General features: G+C 72.0%; 14 protein-coding genes. 3 read left to right on the forward strand and 11 right to left on the reverse strand.

Features of this window, described 5'->3' with window-relative positions:
• Window positions 1-67: 67 nt before the first annotated feature.
• From fabF to AB0J93_RS18170, 5 genes are all read right to left on the reverse strand, one after another.
• Window positions 68-1,294, reverse strand: a complete 1,227-nt coding sequence (gene fabF, locus AB0J93_RS18150) for a beta-ketoacyl-ACP synthase II (RefSeq protein WP_363923210.1) — start codon at window positions 1,292-1,294, stop codon at window positions 68-70.
• 2 nt (window positions 1,295-1,296) lie between these two features.
• Window positions 1,297-1,536, reverse strand: a complete 240-nt coding sequence (locus AB0J93_RS18155; RefSeq protein ID WP_007072348.1) for an acyl carrier protein — start codon at window positions 1,534-1,536, stop codon at window positions 1,297-1,299.
• Between the two features lie 83 nt (window positions 1,537-1,619).
• The gene (locus AB0J93_RS18160) at window positions 1,620-2,564 is read right to left on the reverse strand and encodes a beta-ketoacyl-ACP synthase III (protein WP_363923212.1); all 945 of its coding nucleotides are present in this window, start codon (window positions 2,562-2,564) and stop codon (window positions 1,620-1,622) included.
• Complete coding sequence (locus tag AB0J93_RS18165) at window positions 2,561-3,556, reverse strand: ACP S-malonyltransferase (RefSeq protein WP_363923214.1); 996 nt, start codon at window positions 3,554-3,556, stop codon at window positions 2,561-2,563. Before AB0J93_RS18165 ends, AB0J93_RS18160 begins: the two co-directional genes overlap by 4 nt.
• Before the next feature lie 78 nt (window positions 3,557-3,634).
• Window positions 3,635-4,939 carry a helix-turn-helix domain-containing protein gene (locus AB0J93_RS18170; protein ID WP_363923216.1) on the reverse strand — a complete coding sequence of 435 codons (1,305 nt, stop codon included), beginning with the start codon at window positions 4,937-4,939 and terminating at the stop codon, window positions 3,635-3,637.
• A gap of 112 nt (window positions 4,940-5,051) precedes the next feature.
• Between AB0J93_RS18170 and AB0J93_RS18175 the strand changes: the two genes are divergently transcribed.
• Window positions 5,052-5,414: a hypothetical protein gene (locus AB0J93_RS18175; RefSeq protein ID WP_363923218.1), complete on the forward strand. Its 363-nt coding sequence runs from the start codon at window positions 5,052-5,054 to the stop codon at window positions 5,412-5,414.
• 65 nt (window positions 5,415-5,479) lie between these two features.
• Here AB0J93_RS18175 and AB0J93_RS18180 read toward each other — a convergent pair whose 3' ends face one another.
• Entirely contained in the window at window positions 5,480-6,127 is a 648-nt protein-coding gene (locus AB0J93_RS18180; RefSeq protein WP_363923220.1) for a hypothetical protein, read from the reverse strand.
• A 244-nt stretch (window positions 6,128-6,371) separates the two neighbouring features.
• Between AB0J93_RS18180 and AB0J93_RS18185 the strand changes: the two genes are divergently transcribed.
• The gene (locus tag AB0J93_RS18185; RefSeq protein ID WP_363923222.1) at window positions 6,372-6,962 is read left to right on the forward strand and encodes a copper resistance CopC family protein; all 591 of its coding nucleotides are present in this window, start codon (window positions 6,372-6,374) and stop codon (window positions 6,960-6,962) included.
• A 42-nt stretch (window positions 6,963-7,004) separates the two neighbouring features.
• On the opposite strand, the gene gltX is transcribed toward AB0J93_RS18185, so the two are convergent.
• From gltX to AB0J93_RS18200, 3 genes are read right to left on the reverse strand one after another with little or no spacing between them, the layout of a single operon-like run.
• Window positions 7,005-8,414: a glutamate--tRNA ligase gene (gene gltX / locus AB0J93_RS18190; RefSeq protein ID WP_363923224.1), complete on the reverse strand. Its 1,410-nt coding sequence runs from the start codon at window positions 8,412-8,414 to the stop codon at window positions 7,005-7,007.
• 50 nt (window positions 8,415-8,464) lie between these two features.
• Complete coding sequence (locus AB0J93_RS18195) at window positions 8,465-9,736, reverse strand: MFS transporter (RefSeq protein WP_363923226.1); 1,272 nt, start codon at window positions 9,734-9,736, stop codon at window positions 8,465-8,467.
• Window positions 9,733-11,079 carry a GH1 family beta-glucosidase gene (locus AB0J93_RS18200; protein WP_363923228.1) on the reverse strand — a complete coding sequence of 449 codons (1,347 nt, stop codon included), beginning with the start codon at window positions 11,077-11,079 and terminating at the stop codon, window positions 9,733-9,735. Before AB0J93_RS18200 ends, AB0J93_RS18195 begins: the two co-directional genes overlap by 4 nt.
• Before the next feature lie 186 nt (window positions 11,080-11,265).
• On the opposite strand from AB0J93_RS18200, the gene AB0J93_RS18205 reads away from it, so the two are divergent.
• Window positions 11,266-11,712: an SRPBCC family protein gene (locus tag AB0J93_RS18205; protein ID WP_093401307.1), complete on the forward strand. Its 447-nt coding sequence runs from the start codon at window positions 11,266-11,268 to the stop codon at window positions 11,710-11,712.
• A gap of 95 nt (window positions 11,713-11,807) precedes the next feature.
• Here AB0J93_RS18205 and AB0J93_RS18210 read toward each other — a convergent pair whose 3' ends face one another.
• On the reverse strand, window positions 11,808-12,743 hold the full coding sequence (locus AB0J93_RS18210) for a hypothetical protein (protein WP_363923230.1): 936 nt from the start codon (window positions 12,741-12,743) through the stop codon (window positions 11,808-11,810).
• Window positions 12,740-14,029, reverse strand: coding sequence for a choice-of-anchor B family protein (locus AB0J93_RS18215; RefSeq protein ID WP_363923232.1), 1,290 nt, complete (start codon window positions 14,027-14,029; stop codon window positions 12,740-12,742). Before AB0J93_RS18215 ends, AB0J93_RS18210 begins: the two co-directional genes overlap by 4 nt.
• Between the last annotated feature and the right edge of the window lie 23 nt (window positions 14,030-14,052).

Here is a 14,052-nt window from a genome sequence, read left to right on the forward strand (position 1 = left end):
CGCTCGCCGGTCCGGGAGTGCCGGGAAACGCCGCGGTCGTGGCGGGTTTCCCGGCACCCGGGTCGGCTCAGGGCCGGGTGAAGACCAGCGCCACGTTGTGACCGCCGAAGCCGAACGAGTTGTTCAGGGCGGCGGGCACGTCCATGTGCCGTGCCTTGTTGGCCGCCACCTCCAGGGTGAGACCGTCGTCCGGGTCGTCCAGGTTGATCGTCGGCGGCACCACGCTGTCGCGGATCGTCAGGATGGTGGCGATCGACTCCAGCGCGCCGGCCGCGCCGAGCAGGTGACCGGACATGGACTTGGTGGCGGTGATCAGTGGATGATCGCCCAACGCGGCCCGCAACGCGGTGATCTCTGCGATGTCGCCCACCGGGGTCGAGGTGGCGTGCGCGTTGACGTGGACGATGTCGGACTTCGCCACGTCCGCGTCGGAGATCGCCTTCGCGATCGCCCGGATCGCGCCGGCACCCTCCGGGTGCGGCTGGACGATGTCGTAGCCGTCGGAGGTGATGCCCGCGCCGGCGAGCCGCGCGTACACCCGGGCGCCCCGGGCGGCGGCGTGGTCGGCGCGCTCCAGCACGATGACGCCGGCGCCCTCGCCGAGCACGAAGCCGTCGCGGCCCTTGTCCCAGGGGCGGGAGGCCCGCTCCGGCTCGTCGTTGCGGGTCGACATCGCCCGCATCGAGGAGAAACCGGCGATCGGCAGCGGGTGGATGACCGCCTCGGTGCCGCCGGCCACCACCACGTCGGCGCGGCCGGCGCGGATCATGTCCAGGCCGAGCGCGATCGCCTCCGCACCGGTGGCGCAGGCGCTGGCCACGGAGTGCACGCCCGCGCGGGCGCCCAGTTCCAGGCCGACCCACGCGGCGGGGCCGTTCGGCATCAGCATCGGGATGGTGTGCGGCGAGACCCGCCGTGGCCCGGACGCCTCCAGGACGTCGTCCTGGGCGAGCAGGGTCAGCGCCCCGCCGATGCCCGAGCCGACGCTCACGCCGAGCCGCTCCGGATCGAGCCCGGAGTCGGCCAGGCCGGCGTCCGACCAGGCCTGGTGGGCGGCGATCAGCGCGATCGCCTCGGATCGGTCCAACCGGCGCAGCTTCACCCGGTCCAGCAGGCCGGCCGGATCGACCGCGAGCTGGGCGGCGATCCGGACCGGCAGTTGCGCGGCCCACTCCTGGGCGAGCGAACTCACCCCGGAGCGGCCGGCGAGCATGGCGTCCCAGGTCGACGCGACGTCCCCGCCCAGCGGGGTCGTCGCGCCGAGCCCGGTGACGACGACGTCGATGCGACTCATGATCAGGACTGCGCCTCGATGTAGCTGACGGCGTCCCCGACGGTCTTGAGGTTCTGCACCTCGTTGTCAGGGATCTTGACGCCGAACTTCTCCTCGGCGGCGACCACGACCTCCACCATGGAGAGGGAGTCGACGTCCAGGTCGTCGGTGAAGGACTTCCCCTCGGCCACGTCGTCCGGGTTCACCCCGGCAACCTCTTCGAGGATCTCGGCGAGGCCGGCGGTGATCTCGTCACGGGTCATTGCGGTGGGTTCCTCTCATCGGGTTCTCTCGACGGGGCGGCGACGCCACCCGTCGCTCCTCGGCGCCACGCGCCGTGGGGGTATCAGGGGCAGCGGACGACCTGACCGGCGTAGGTCAGGCCGCCGCCGAAGCCGAACAGCAGCACCGGGGCGCCGGAGGGCACCTCGCGGCGCTCCACCAGCTTGGACAGGGCCAGCGGGATGCTGGCCGCGGAGGTGTTGCCGGACTCGACGATGTCCTTGGCGATGATCGCCTGTGGGATGTTCAGCCGCTTCGCGATGCCGTCGATGATCCGGGCGTTGGCCTGGTGCGGGACGAAGGCGGCCAGCTCCGACGGGTCGACACCGGCGCGTTCACACGCCTGCAGGGCGAGCGGCGCCAGCGCTGTGGTGGCCCAGCGGAACACCGTCTGACCCTCCTGGGCGACGTACGGTCGCCAACCCTCGATGCGTACCGCGTCGCCGCGCTCCGGCACCGAGCCCCACACCACCGGACCGACGCCGGCCGGCTCGTCCTCGGCAGTGGCGGTGACCACGGCCGCGCCCGCGCCGTCGCCGAAGATGATGCAGGTGGAGCGGTCGGTCCAGTCGGTGAAGTCGGACAGCTTCTCCGCGCCGATCACCAGGGCGTTGCGTGACGCGCCCGCGCGGATCGCGTGGTCGACCGTGCCCAGCGCGTACGCGAAGCCGGAGCAGGCGGTGTTTACGTCGTACGCCCCCGGGACGTTGATCCCCAGCTTGGCGGCCACCCGGCAGGCCACGTTCGGGCTGCGGTCGATCGACGTGCAGGTGGCGACCACGACCAGGTCGATGTCGGCGGCGGTCAGGCCGGAGTTGGCCAACGCCTTGTCGGCCGCGGCAGCGGCCATGTCGGCGACCGTCTCGTCACCGGCGATCCGGCGGGTCGCGATGCCGACCCGGTCACGGATCCACTCGTCGCTGGTCTCCACCAGTTGGGCGATCTCGTCGTTGGTCACCACCCGGGACGGCTGGTAGTGCCCGAGGGACAGGATCCGGCTGCCCGTCATGACGAGGCCTCCCCAGCGTCGGTGTTGTCGCGAGACGTGAGCGGACTGTTTTCGTTTACCGGACCGCCCGCCGTCGTGCCGTGCCGGGCGATGAGCTCCCGGGCGGCGGGCAGGTCGTCCGGGGTCTTCAAGGTGACGATCTCCGGCGCACCGGCACCGGCGAGTTCGCGCTTGACCAGGCCGGCGAGCGTGCCGGCGGGCGGCAGCTCGATCACGCCGGTCACGCCGAGGCTGGCGAGAGTGGCCATGCAGAGGTCCCAGCGGACCGGGGCGGTCACCTGGCGGACCAGCCGTTCGAGCAGCTCGCGGCCGTTGTCGACCGCCGTCCCGTCGAGGTTGGACAGCAGGATGCGGTCCGGATCGCTCGGGGTGATCCCGGCGGCGACGGTGGCCAGCGCCGCCTCCGCCGGAGCCATGTACGGGGTGTGGAAGGCGCCGGCCACCTGCAACCGGACGACCCGGACCCGCTCCGGGGGCTCGGCAGCCAACTTCTCCAGCCCGTCGAGCGCACCAGCGGCGACAACCTGGCCCTTGCCGTTGCGGTTGGCGGCGTGCAGCCCGTGGGCGCTGATCGCGGCGGTCACCTCGTCCGGGTCACCACCGAGCACGGCGGCCATGCCGGTCGGCTCCAGCGCGCAGGCGGCGGCCATCTCCCGGCCGCGTACGCCGGCGAGGGTGATCGCCGCCTCCGCCGGCAGCGCCCCTACCAGCGCCGCCGCGCCGAGTTCACCGACACTGTGCCCGGCGGTCACCGCGACCTGGCGCATCGGCAGGTGCTCGGCGGCGAGCAGCGCGGCGGCGACCAGCAGCGGCTGGGTGCGCGCGGTGTCCCGGATCTCGTCGGCGTCGGCGGTGGTGCCCAGGTGCACCAGGTCGACGCCGGCCATCTCGGACCACGAGTGCAGTCGGGCTTCGGCGTCGGGCAGGTCGAGCCAGGGGGTCAGAAAGCCGGGTTTCTGGGAACCCTGGCCGGGGCAGAGTACGGCGAGCACGTCTATGACTCTCCTGGATACCCATGGGTTGCGCTGTGCCGGCTGGCACCAAACCGCACTAGGACAGTTGGAGGGATCCTACAAAGACTGACGCTGGTCATCACCATGCTGTGATCTTTTACTGACTGGTGGGGCCAATGTCTGGGTCGGTACCACCGGGTCGAGCCGGCCGACGGTCAGCGCGACCCGCAGCGCGAATGCGTCCCGGGGCGTCAGCGGGCTGAAGCCGGTCACCTCGGAGATCCGCCGCAGCCGGTAGCGCACGGTGTTCGGGTGCACGTACAGCGCCCGGGCGGCGCTCTCCAACGTGCCACCGGCGGCGAAGAAGGCGTCCAACGTCTCCAGCAGTTCACCGCTCGCGCGGACCAGCACCGCGTACACGTCATGGCGCAGCCGGCGACGGGCCTCGGTGTCGCCCGCCAGGGCCCGCTCGGGCAGCAGGTCACCGGCGTGCACCGGGCGTGGTGCCGCCGGCCACGCCGGGGCGGCCCGGTATCCGGCCAACGCCGCCCGGGCCGACTCGGTCGCCTCGTCCAGGCTCGGCACCGCCGGACCGACCACCACCGGTCCGTCGCCGAAGGCGGTGAGCAGCTTGCCCGTCGCCGCGACCGGGTCCGCCGCTCCGCCGAGCACGATCACCAGGCGGTCGCCGTGTACGCCGCCGATCACCTCGACACCGATCCGCCGGGCCTGCCGGTAGACGGTGTGCAGGACCGCGGCGACCTCACCGCCGGGGGAGGGACCGACCGCAACCGCCACCGGTGGCGCGTCCGTCCAGCCGAGCGCGGCGGCCCGGCTGGCCAGCACGTCCGGCGAGTCGCCGCGCAGCAACGCGTCAACCAGCAGGGCCTGCAACCGGGCGTCCCAGGAACCGCGCGACTCGGCGGCCCGGGCGTAGACCCGGGCGGCGGCGAAGGCGATCTCCCGGGAGTACCGCAGCACCGCCTCCCGCAACTGCGGCTCCTCACCGGGGGCAGCGAGGTCGCCGACCTGCTCCTCGACGACGTCGATCGTGACCTTGATCAGGGCGACGGTCTGCTGAAGGGTGATCGAGCGGGCCAGCGCCTGCGGCGCGGTGGCGAACACCTCGTCGGAAACCTCCTGGGTGCCCTCGGCGGCCCCGCCGCCGGCACGCAACCACTGGACCAGGGAGCGGGCGCCGGCCTGGGCCACAAGCATCACCCAGGAGCGCTGGTCGGCCGGCAGCTCCCGGAACCAGGGCAGGGTCTCGTCCATCCGGACCACGCTCGCGGTGGCCAGCGCACCGGCCGCCCGCTCGATCCGGCGCAGCGTGGCTGACAGGTCCGTGCCGCCCGACTCGCTCACCCGCCTAGCCTGACATGCGCTGACCTGGACCTCGACGGCAGGCGTCGACACCGGCACCGGCGGCGGGTGAACCCGGTACGCGCTGCGCGGCCGGTCCGAACCGGCCAGTACGGTGACAGGGCACGTCGGGTGGGCACCGGCGGGTGAGGGCGAGCGTGAGGAGACGCCGATGGCGTACGGGGAGGCCGACCACGGCTGTGCCCAGGGGGAGCCGTGCCGACCGGGCCCGCACGAGCAGCCGGCCCTCGCCAAGCACCACCGCCGGCCGCCCGGCCTGGCGCATCCGGTCGAGCCGGTCGCCGGTCGGGTGGCGGAACGCCCCGAGGACGACCCATCCGCCCGGCAGCGCGGTGGTGAGCCGCCGGTGCCTCGCCAGCGCACCATCGAGCCGTCGACGGCCGGGCAGACCGACCCGACGGCCGGCGGGTGCCGTAGTGACCTGCCCGGTTGGGCCGGGGCGCACCGGCACGGCCCGGTTCGCCCGGCCCACCGCAGCCTGCGGCGGCAACGCCCGCCGGGTCGTTGGTGCTGAGCGGCGGGACAGGCCGCTGCGGCGCACTCGCGGGTCGGACCGCGACCCCGCGCCGGGAGGTGGCGTCAGCGGGTACGGCGGCGGATCAGTAGCGCGATCCCGGCGAGCCCGAGGGTGATCACCAGCACGACCGCGACGTTCAGCAGGAGCAGGCGGCGCAGCTCGCTGAACGCCTCGTTGATGTCCTGTGCGGGGTTGAGCGCGTCCTCCGGGATGATGCGTTCACCCCCGCCGGCACCCCCGCTGACCGCCTCGTAGGTCCGTTCCAGCGGCACACCGGCGGTCCGCAGCGTCTCGGACATGCTGACCCGTCCGAGGTACCAGGCTGCGCTGACCTTGCGGTCGGGCTGCTTCGCCGGGCGGTACACGCGCGGCCCACCGACCGCCTTCGGGTACAGGTCGTAGGTCTGCTTCGGAGCGTCGCCGGCCAGCACCAGGACTGTGTACTTCGGACCGAGGTCGGCCTTCTTCGGGCCGCCGGACTGGCGGACCAGGCCCTTGTGGTTGACCTGCTCGATGACTGCGACGACATGCGCGGGGTGGGTGTCGGCGCGCAGCCGCAACGGCTCGGCCAGCCCGTGCCCGGTGATGTCCACGCCAGCCGGCGGCGTCTTCGGTGCCGCCCCGGCCATCTCGGCCGAACTGAGCGACAGCAGCAGTGCCGCCACCGCACCCACAGTCGCTCCGGCCAGTCGCCTCATCCGTCGGACCATGCCGCCTCCTCGCCCCGTTCGATGGGTGGCTGTGCTGCAGGGGTCACACGTTGGAAGGCCGACGGTGGTGACCGTGCCCACAGGACAGGTACCCACTCAAAGACTCCGCGGAACGCCGATCGGTTGCAGCTGATGAAACACTAATTGGAACTATCCGCGATCGCGACTCGACCAACGACCAGCCGCGAAGCAGCGGGCGGATCTTACCTTTGCGGAGGCCATGATGGGGGGCAGGATAGCGCGTTTGACGCGTTCCTGGGCAGCGGTGCTCGGCGTGGCGTTCGGCGTGTCGTTGCTGATGCCGGCCGTGCCGGCCGCCGCGCACAACCAGTTGACCGGCAGCAGCCCTCGCGCGGGTGCCCGGGTGGCCGAGGCACCGGACCGCGTCGAGCTGCGCTTCCTGGCCCGGCTTGACGAGGCCACGACGAAGGTCACGATCACCGGGCCGGACAATGTCGACGCGGCGGGTGGCCAGCCGCGTTTCTCCGGCAACCGGGTCAGCGTGCCGTTCGCTCCCGGCGCCGCCGGGCTGTACATCGTCGGCTACCGACTGGTGTCCGCCGACGGTCACCCGATCACCGGCGAGGTGCGGTTCACGCTGACCACGAACACCCCCGCCGACCCGTCCCCGGAACCCACCGCCGTCGATCCGACGACCTCCGGTACGACCGGGACCACCCCGGCGCCGGCCACCTCCGAGGCGGCCACACCCGTGCCCCGGTCGGACGAGTCCACCGGCGGCGGGTGGTGGTGGGCGGCTGTCGCGGCGTTGCCGTTGCTGGCCATCCTGGTTGCGGCCCGGTTGATCCGCCGCCGCGCCTCCCGCCGTGGCTGAGCGCTGACGGTCCGGCCGCTCCGCCGGCGCCGCTGCGGAGCGTCAGACCAGGCGGACCCGGGCCGCGCGCATCCGGGTCAGGGCGCGCTCGCGGCCGAGCACCTCCAACGACTCGAACAGCGGCAAGCCGACGGTACGGCCGGTGACCGCGACGCGTACCGGTGCCTGGGCCTTGCCGAGCTTGAGGCCGCGCTCCGCGCCGACCGCCTCCAGGGTGGCCTTGAGCGTCTCCGCGTCCCATGAATCGACCGCCTCGAAGGCGGCGATGGCGGCGTCGAGCAAGTCCGCCGACCCCTCCTTCATCGCCTTCGTCCAGGCCGCCTCGTCGATCAGCGGGGAGTCGACGAAGAGGAAGTCGACGTTCGGCACGATCTCGCTGAGCACCGCGATCCGGGTCTGCGCCAACGGGGCCACCGCCGCGAACACGGCCGCGTCGAACTCGGCCGGCTGCCAGGGCGGCGGCGCGATGGTGCCGGTGCCGGTCAGCCAGGGCTGGCACGCCTCGATGAACTCCGCGACGGGCAGCGCCCGGATGTACTCGCCGTTGAACGCGCGCAACTTCTTCTCGTCGAAGAACGCGGGCGAGGGATTGACCTCCGCCAGGCGGAACTCGTCCTCGATGACCGACCAGGGCACGATCTCCCGGTCACCGGAGGGCGCCCAACCGAGCAGCATCAGGTAGTTGCGCATGGCCTCGGCGAGGTACCCCTCGTCGCGGTACGCCTCCAGCGCGACCTTGTCGCGGCGCTTGGAGAGCTTCTGCCGCTTCTCGTTGACCACCACCGGCACGTGCGCCCAGATCGGCGGCTTCACCCCGAGCGCGTCCCAGAGCAGCTGCTGTTTCGGGGTGTTGGGCAGGTGCTCCTCGGCCCGGATCACATGCGTGATCCCCATCGTCATGTCGTCCACGACGTTGGCCAGCAGGAAGACCGGCGAGCCGTCACCCCGGGCGATGACGAAGTCCTCGATGAGTTTGTTCTCGAAGGTCGGCTCGCCCCGGATCAGGTCGGTCACCACCGTGGCACCCTCGTCGGGGGTCCGGAAGCGCAGCGCCCGGCCCTCACCGGGAGGCAGCGCCCGGTCGCGGCAGTAGCCGTCGTAACCGGTGTACTGGTTGCCGGTGCGTGCCTGCACCGCCTCGCGGGTGCAGTCGCAGTAGTACGCCCGGCCCGCCTCGTGCAACCGCCGCGCGGCAGCCCGGTGCTCGCCGGCGTACGAGGACTGGAAGTAGGGCCCCTCGTAGCTGCCCCGCTCGATACCGATCCAGTCCAACGCCGACAGGATGCCCTCGGTCCACTCCGGCTTGTTACGGGCCGCGTCGGTGTCCTCGATGCGCAGCACGAACACCCCGCCCTGCTGCCTGGCGTAGATCCAGTTCTGTAGTGCCGAGCGGGCACCGCCGACGTGGAACATACCGGTCGGGGAAGGGGCGAAGCGCACACGTACCGTCACGACCTCCAGCCTACGGCGGCGCGCTACCGCCTTCGGCCAAGGGGTACGGCTCACGGCACCGAGCGGATCTTCAGGACCAGCACGCTGCCGAGCACGGTCACTGCGGCGGTGGTCGCGTACAGCGCGGGGTAGCCGCCGAGGTACACCACGATCGGCGCGGAGATGGCCGGGCCGAGTACCTGCGGGGCGGAGTTGGCGATGTTGATCACGCCCAGATCCTTGGCCCGGTCGGTGGCCTTGGGCAGCACCTGGGTGATCAGCGCGGCATCCACCGACAGGTACACCCCGTAGCCGGCACCGAGCAGCAGTGCGGCGGCCATCGCCATCGGCCAGGTGGGCGCCACGGCCAGCAGCAGCGCCGCCAGTGCGATCACCATCCCGGAAGTGATCACGTAGACCTTCCGTCTGCCGGACCGGTCCGACAGCCGACCGGCGACCACCGTGGTGGCCATCAGCCCGGCGGTATAGAGCAGGATCAGCACCAGCAGGCCACCCTCGGGGTCGGCCACCCGGACCTCGTCGGTGAGGAAGTAGAGCAGGTACAGGGTGCCCAGGGCGTTGCCGAGCTGGACCAGGAACCTGGTGATCCAGGCCCAGCCGAAGTCGGGATGCTGCCGCGGCGACACCCACATCGAGCGGAACAGGCCACGTAGTGTCAGCCGGTGGGCATGGGGCAGCGGATCGTCCTTGGTGCGCACGGCGAACGGCACGGCCAGCAGCAGGATGGCCCCGGCGATCGCCAGGTAACCGGCGGTGATGCCGGTGAACACTGCGGTGACGAGGACCACCCCGAGCACCAACCCCAGCGCCTGCGGGATGCCGACCCAGCCGGAGACGCCGCCACGCTGGACGACTGGCACCCGGTCCGGTACGGCGGCGGTGAGGCTGGCCAGCATCGCGTTGAGGCAGACCTGCGCGGCGACCCAGCCGACCGCCACCCCGAGCACGGTCTGCGCCTGGGCGAGCAGCACCAGCGCCAGCGCGGCGAGCACCGCGCCACCGAGGGTCCAGACGTGCCGCCGGCCGAACTCCCGTCGGCCGATCCGCAGACAGCTCCGGTCGGACAGCGCCCCGGCCAGCGGGTTGGCGAGCACCGCCGCGAGGGCGCCGAACCCGGTTACCACCGCCAGCATGGTCTCCTTGTCGGCCGGTGCGATCTGCCCGAGCTGCTGGGGAAGCAGCACCTGGATCGGGGTGAAGAAGGCCATCCAGACGCCGAGGTTGGCGGCGAACAGCAGCGCGATCCATCCGCGCCGGACCGGCACGGTCGGCTCGGCGAGCGCGGCCGGCAGCGAGGCCGGGGTGGGGTCGACGGTGGTCACCGAGGTTCCCGCCGGTTGGTCGCGATCACCTCGCGCAGCCAGGCGTACGACGACTTGGGCGTGCGCTGCCCGGTGTCGAAGTCCACGTGCACCAGGCCGAAGCGTTTGGTGAAGCCCTCGGCCCACTCCCAGTTGTCCAGCAGCGACCAGATGAAGTAGCCGGTCACGTCCACCCCGTCGTCCATCGCGGCGCGGACGGCCCGCAGGTGGCCGTCGAGGTAGGCGATCCGGTCCGGGTCGGGCACCCGCCCGTCGGCGTCGGGCGCGTCGTCGTAGGCGCAGCCACTCTCGGTGACCTGGATCGGCGGCAGTGCGGTGCCGTAGCGGTCGTGCAGCCAGCCGAGCAGCTCACGCAGTCCGTCCGGGACCACCGGCCAGTCGAAGGCGGTACGCGGGTAGCCGGTGAGCGGCACCAGCTCGAAGGGCAGTGGCGAGCCCTCCTCGGGGGCGCGTATCGCGGTGGGGTTGTAGTAGTTGACGCCGAGCACGTCGATCGGCGTGGCGATCACGTCCAGGTCGCCGGCGCGGACCACGGCGGTGTCGAAGCCCAGCTCCGCCGGGTACCCGTGACCGAGCAGCGGGTCGGTGAAGAGCCGGTTGTGCAGGGCGTCGTAGGTCGCCGCCGCGGCGGCGTCGGCCTGGCTGCCACCGACCACGCGTACCGGGGAGTAGTTGTTGGCGATGGCCACCGGGCTGGTGCTGCGGGCCCGCAGCGCGGCGACCGCGAGCCCGTGGCCGAGCAACTGGTGGTGGGCGACCGGAAAGGCGTCGAAGAGCAGCATCCGGCCGGGGGCGTGGACGCCGGTGGCGTGCCCGAGGCTCATGTGGATGAACGGTTCGTTGAGCGTGATCCAGAGCCGCACCCGGTCGCCGAGCCGGGCGGCCACCAGGTCGGCGTACTCGGCGAAGCGGTGCGCGGTGTCCCGGTTCAGCCAGCCCCCGGCGTCCTCCAGCGGCTGGGGCAGGTCCCAGTGGAAGAGGGTGGCGACCGGATCGATGCCGTGCGTGAGCAACTCGTCGACCAGCCGTTCGTAGAAGTCCAGCCCGGCGGGGTTGACCTGGCCGGTGCCGCTGGGCAGCACCCGGGGCCAGGCGATCGAGAAGCGGTACGCGCTGACACCCAGCCCGGCCATCAGGGCGACGTCCTCGGCGTACCGGTGGTAGTGGTCGCAGGCCACGTCGCCGCTGCTGCCGTCGACGATCCGGCCGGGGGTGTGGGCGAAGGTGTCCCAGATGGACGGTCCACGTCCGTCGGTGCCGGTGGCGCCCTCGATCTGGTACGCGGAGGTGGAGACGCCCCAGCGGAAGCCGGTGGGGAACTCGGGCATCGGTGCGGTCGACATGCGCCCTCCCGGTAAACGCGAAACGTGCTCGGAACTCTAGGGGGCGTCGAGACCGGACGCCATAGGCTCCCGGGCGACGAGGAGCAATACCTTTCGGCGTGTCTTTTACGAACCCGTCCATATACGTCCGTTTTTGCGCATAGAGTGCCGAATATTGTGGGATGTCCTCACTGGAGGAAGACGGAAATGATCCTCGTGGAACGCAGCGCGCACGTGGCGGCGCCGGTGGAAGCGGTCTGGGACGTGGTGCAGCGGGCCGAGCAGTTGCCGGCCTGGCTGGCCGGGGTCCGCGCGGCCGAGGTCCTCTCGGGGGAGGGCTTCGGTCGGCGGCAGCTGGTCCAGGCCGGACGCGGTGCCGCGCATGAGGCCGAGGTGATCGCCTATCAGGAGCCGACCCTGATCGGCTGGCGCGAACGCGCCAAGGGCGCCGGTGCCCGAGCGGAGGCGCGCACCGAGATATACGTCCAGCTCACGCCCGACGAACAGGAGGGCGGCACGGTCGTGCGGCTCATCGTCGTACGCTGGCCGGCCGGCCCGGTCAAGGCCGCCCTGCTTCGGCTCGGCCTGCGTCGGGTCGGCGCCGACCTGGAGGACTCGCTGGCCCGGCTGACCGATCTGGCCGCCGTCGGCTGACGGGCCACGTCCCGGCGTCACCCGCGAAGGTGGCGGCCCCGGTGTCCCCTTCCAGAGGCACCCGGGCCGCCACCGCTCGTCGCAGCCCAGTTACCTCACACGACCACGGTGAACGCGGCGACGCGTACCTCGTCGAGGTGCCGGAACTCGAAGAACAGCCGGTAGGTGCCGGTCGACGGCACGGTGACGCCGAACGCCACCACCGAGCTGGGCTGGCTGGCCGCCGCCGGGTGAACGTGCAGGTACGCCAGATCGCCCTGGCGCAGTGCCACCAGATGCCCGTACGCGCCCAGGTGCCGTTGCAGGTCGTTGACCGGCCGCCCGTCCTGCCCGAGCCAGACGAGCACCTGGTTGGACTCGCCCGCCCGCAGCCCACCGTCGAGGGTGACCGTGTAGCCGTCCACCAGGATCGTCTCCTCGGGTGGGGCCAGCGGGCCGCCGGCGTACCGGCCGGGGACCGGTACGTCGACGCCGAGCGTGACGCCCGCGGGCGCACCCTGCGGCCAGAAGTCCGCGATGGCCCGGAGCGGGCCGGGCGTGCTCGGCGTGACCGTGACCCGCCAGGTGCCGTCGGTCGACATCTCCGGGTGTACGTGCTGGTAGCCGGAGAGGTCCCGACCGACCAGGATCAGGTGCATCCGGCGCTCGTGGTTCTCCTGAAAAGTGGTGAGCGCCGTGCCGGCCGGGTCGGTGATCCGGAAGGCCAGTTCGCCCGGTCGGCCGACGGTCAGGCTCGGGGTGTCCAGCGCCAGCGTCCAGCCGTCGCGGGACACCTCAAGCCCGCCCGGGCCGTGACCGAGGTGCGCGGTGGACGCCGCCTGCGGTGCCGGACCGGAGGCCGGCGCATTCGCGCGACCGGCGAAGAAGCCGACGGTCAGGGTCAGGCCGAGCACCAGCGCGGCGGCGGCGTACCGCCACGCCGTGCCGCCCGTCGGTGCCGCGGGCACCGGGTCGGGGCGGGGGCGCCCCGGCTGGGACGCCCCCTCGACCTGGCCGGCGACCGTCCCCGGCCGATGGTCGGTGGCGGTCATGACAAGCGGGGCTGGAGTACGAACAGCCCCTGCTCGATCCCGCTGACCACCACGATGCCGCTCGGGTAGTAGGGGTAGGTGCTCCACGCCCCGTTCATCGAGGCACTGTTGCTCGACGGGTAGATGTCGAAGAACCCGGCCTCGGTGGCCTGACCGCTGGCCACGTTACGCAGGTCCAGGATGCGCAACCCGGCCCGGTAGTTGGCCTGGTAGCTGTAGCTGCCCTTGACGTACTGGTTGTGATCGGTGGCCTGGACCCCGGACGGGGCGCTGTAGGTGCCGATGTGCCGAGGTGCGTCCAGGTCGGCCAGGTCCCAGATGTAGGTCTGCGTCCGTACCCCGCGCCGGGTCTCGTCCAACTCGTCGTCGAGCAGGAAGTACCGCTGGTTGTCGGTGAACCAGCCCTGGTGGGTGTACGCCCGCCCGCTGTAGCCGATGCGGGACAGCTGCCGGGGAGCCGACTTGGTGGTCACGTCGACCACGGTCACCGTGTCCTCGTTGGAGCTGACGCAGATCTCCCGTCCCGTGTAGGTGGTGTCCGGACCCCGGTAGACCACGCACTGGGTGTCGTGGGTGTAGCCGTCGTTGCTGACGCAGCCGGCGTACACCGGGGATTTCGGGGTGCGGATGTCGACCATGTGCAGGCCGCCGCTACAGGTGTTCGTGCCGACCGCGTACGCGTACCCGGTCTGCTCGTTGATGGCGATGTTGTGCGAGTTGCCGAACCGGCTGTAGTGCGTGTTGGCCGTCCAGGTCTGCGGTGCGGTGACGCCACGCAGCCGGGTCAGGTCGAACACCTGCATGCCGTGCCCGGAGACGTCCGCCACCACGTACGCGTGGTCCCGGTAGACCTTGATGTCCCGCCAGATCGCGGTGCGGTTCTGGTACGCGGGCAGGTTGCCCAGGTAGACCGGGGCGGTCGGGTTGGACACGTCCACGAAGGAGGTGCCGTTGCGGCGACCGACCAGCGCGTACTCCTTGCCGGTCTGCGGGTCCGTCCAGCCCCAGATGTCGTTGGCCTGGCTGCCACCGATGCTGGACAGCGGCATGAACGACAGCAGGTCCACGTTGCGGCAGGGGTAGCCCGCCGCCTGGCCGTTCGTGCAGGTCGCGGCAGCGGCCGCGACGAGTTGCTGAGTGGGTTCGCGCTGGGCCATGAACTCCTGGGCCGACGCGCGCCCGGCCGGGGTGGCCGGGTCGTGTGCCACCGACGGCGAGCTCGCCGGGAACATCGACACCACCAGGACGCCGACGGTCAGGGCGAGACCGATCCGGACAGGTCGCATGTGCACTCCCTTCCGTCGCGCCG

It is taken from the genome of Micromonospora sp. NPDC049374 (assembly GCF_040677165.1).
Taxonomy (GTDB): Bacteria; Actinomycetota; Actinomycetes; order Mycobacteriales; family Micromonosporaceae; genus Micromonospora.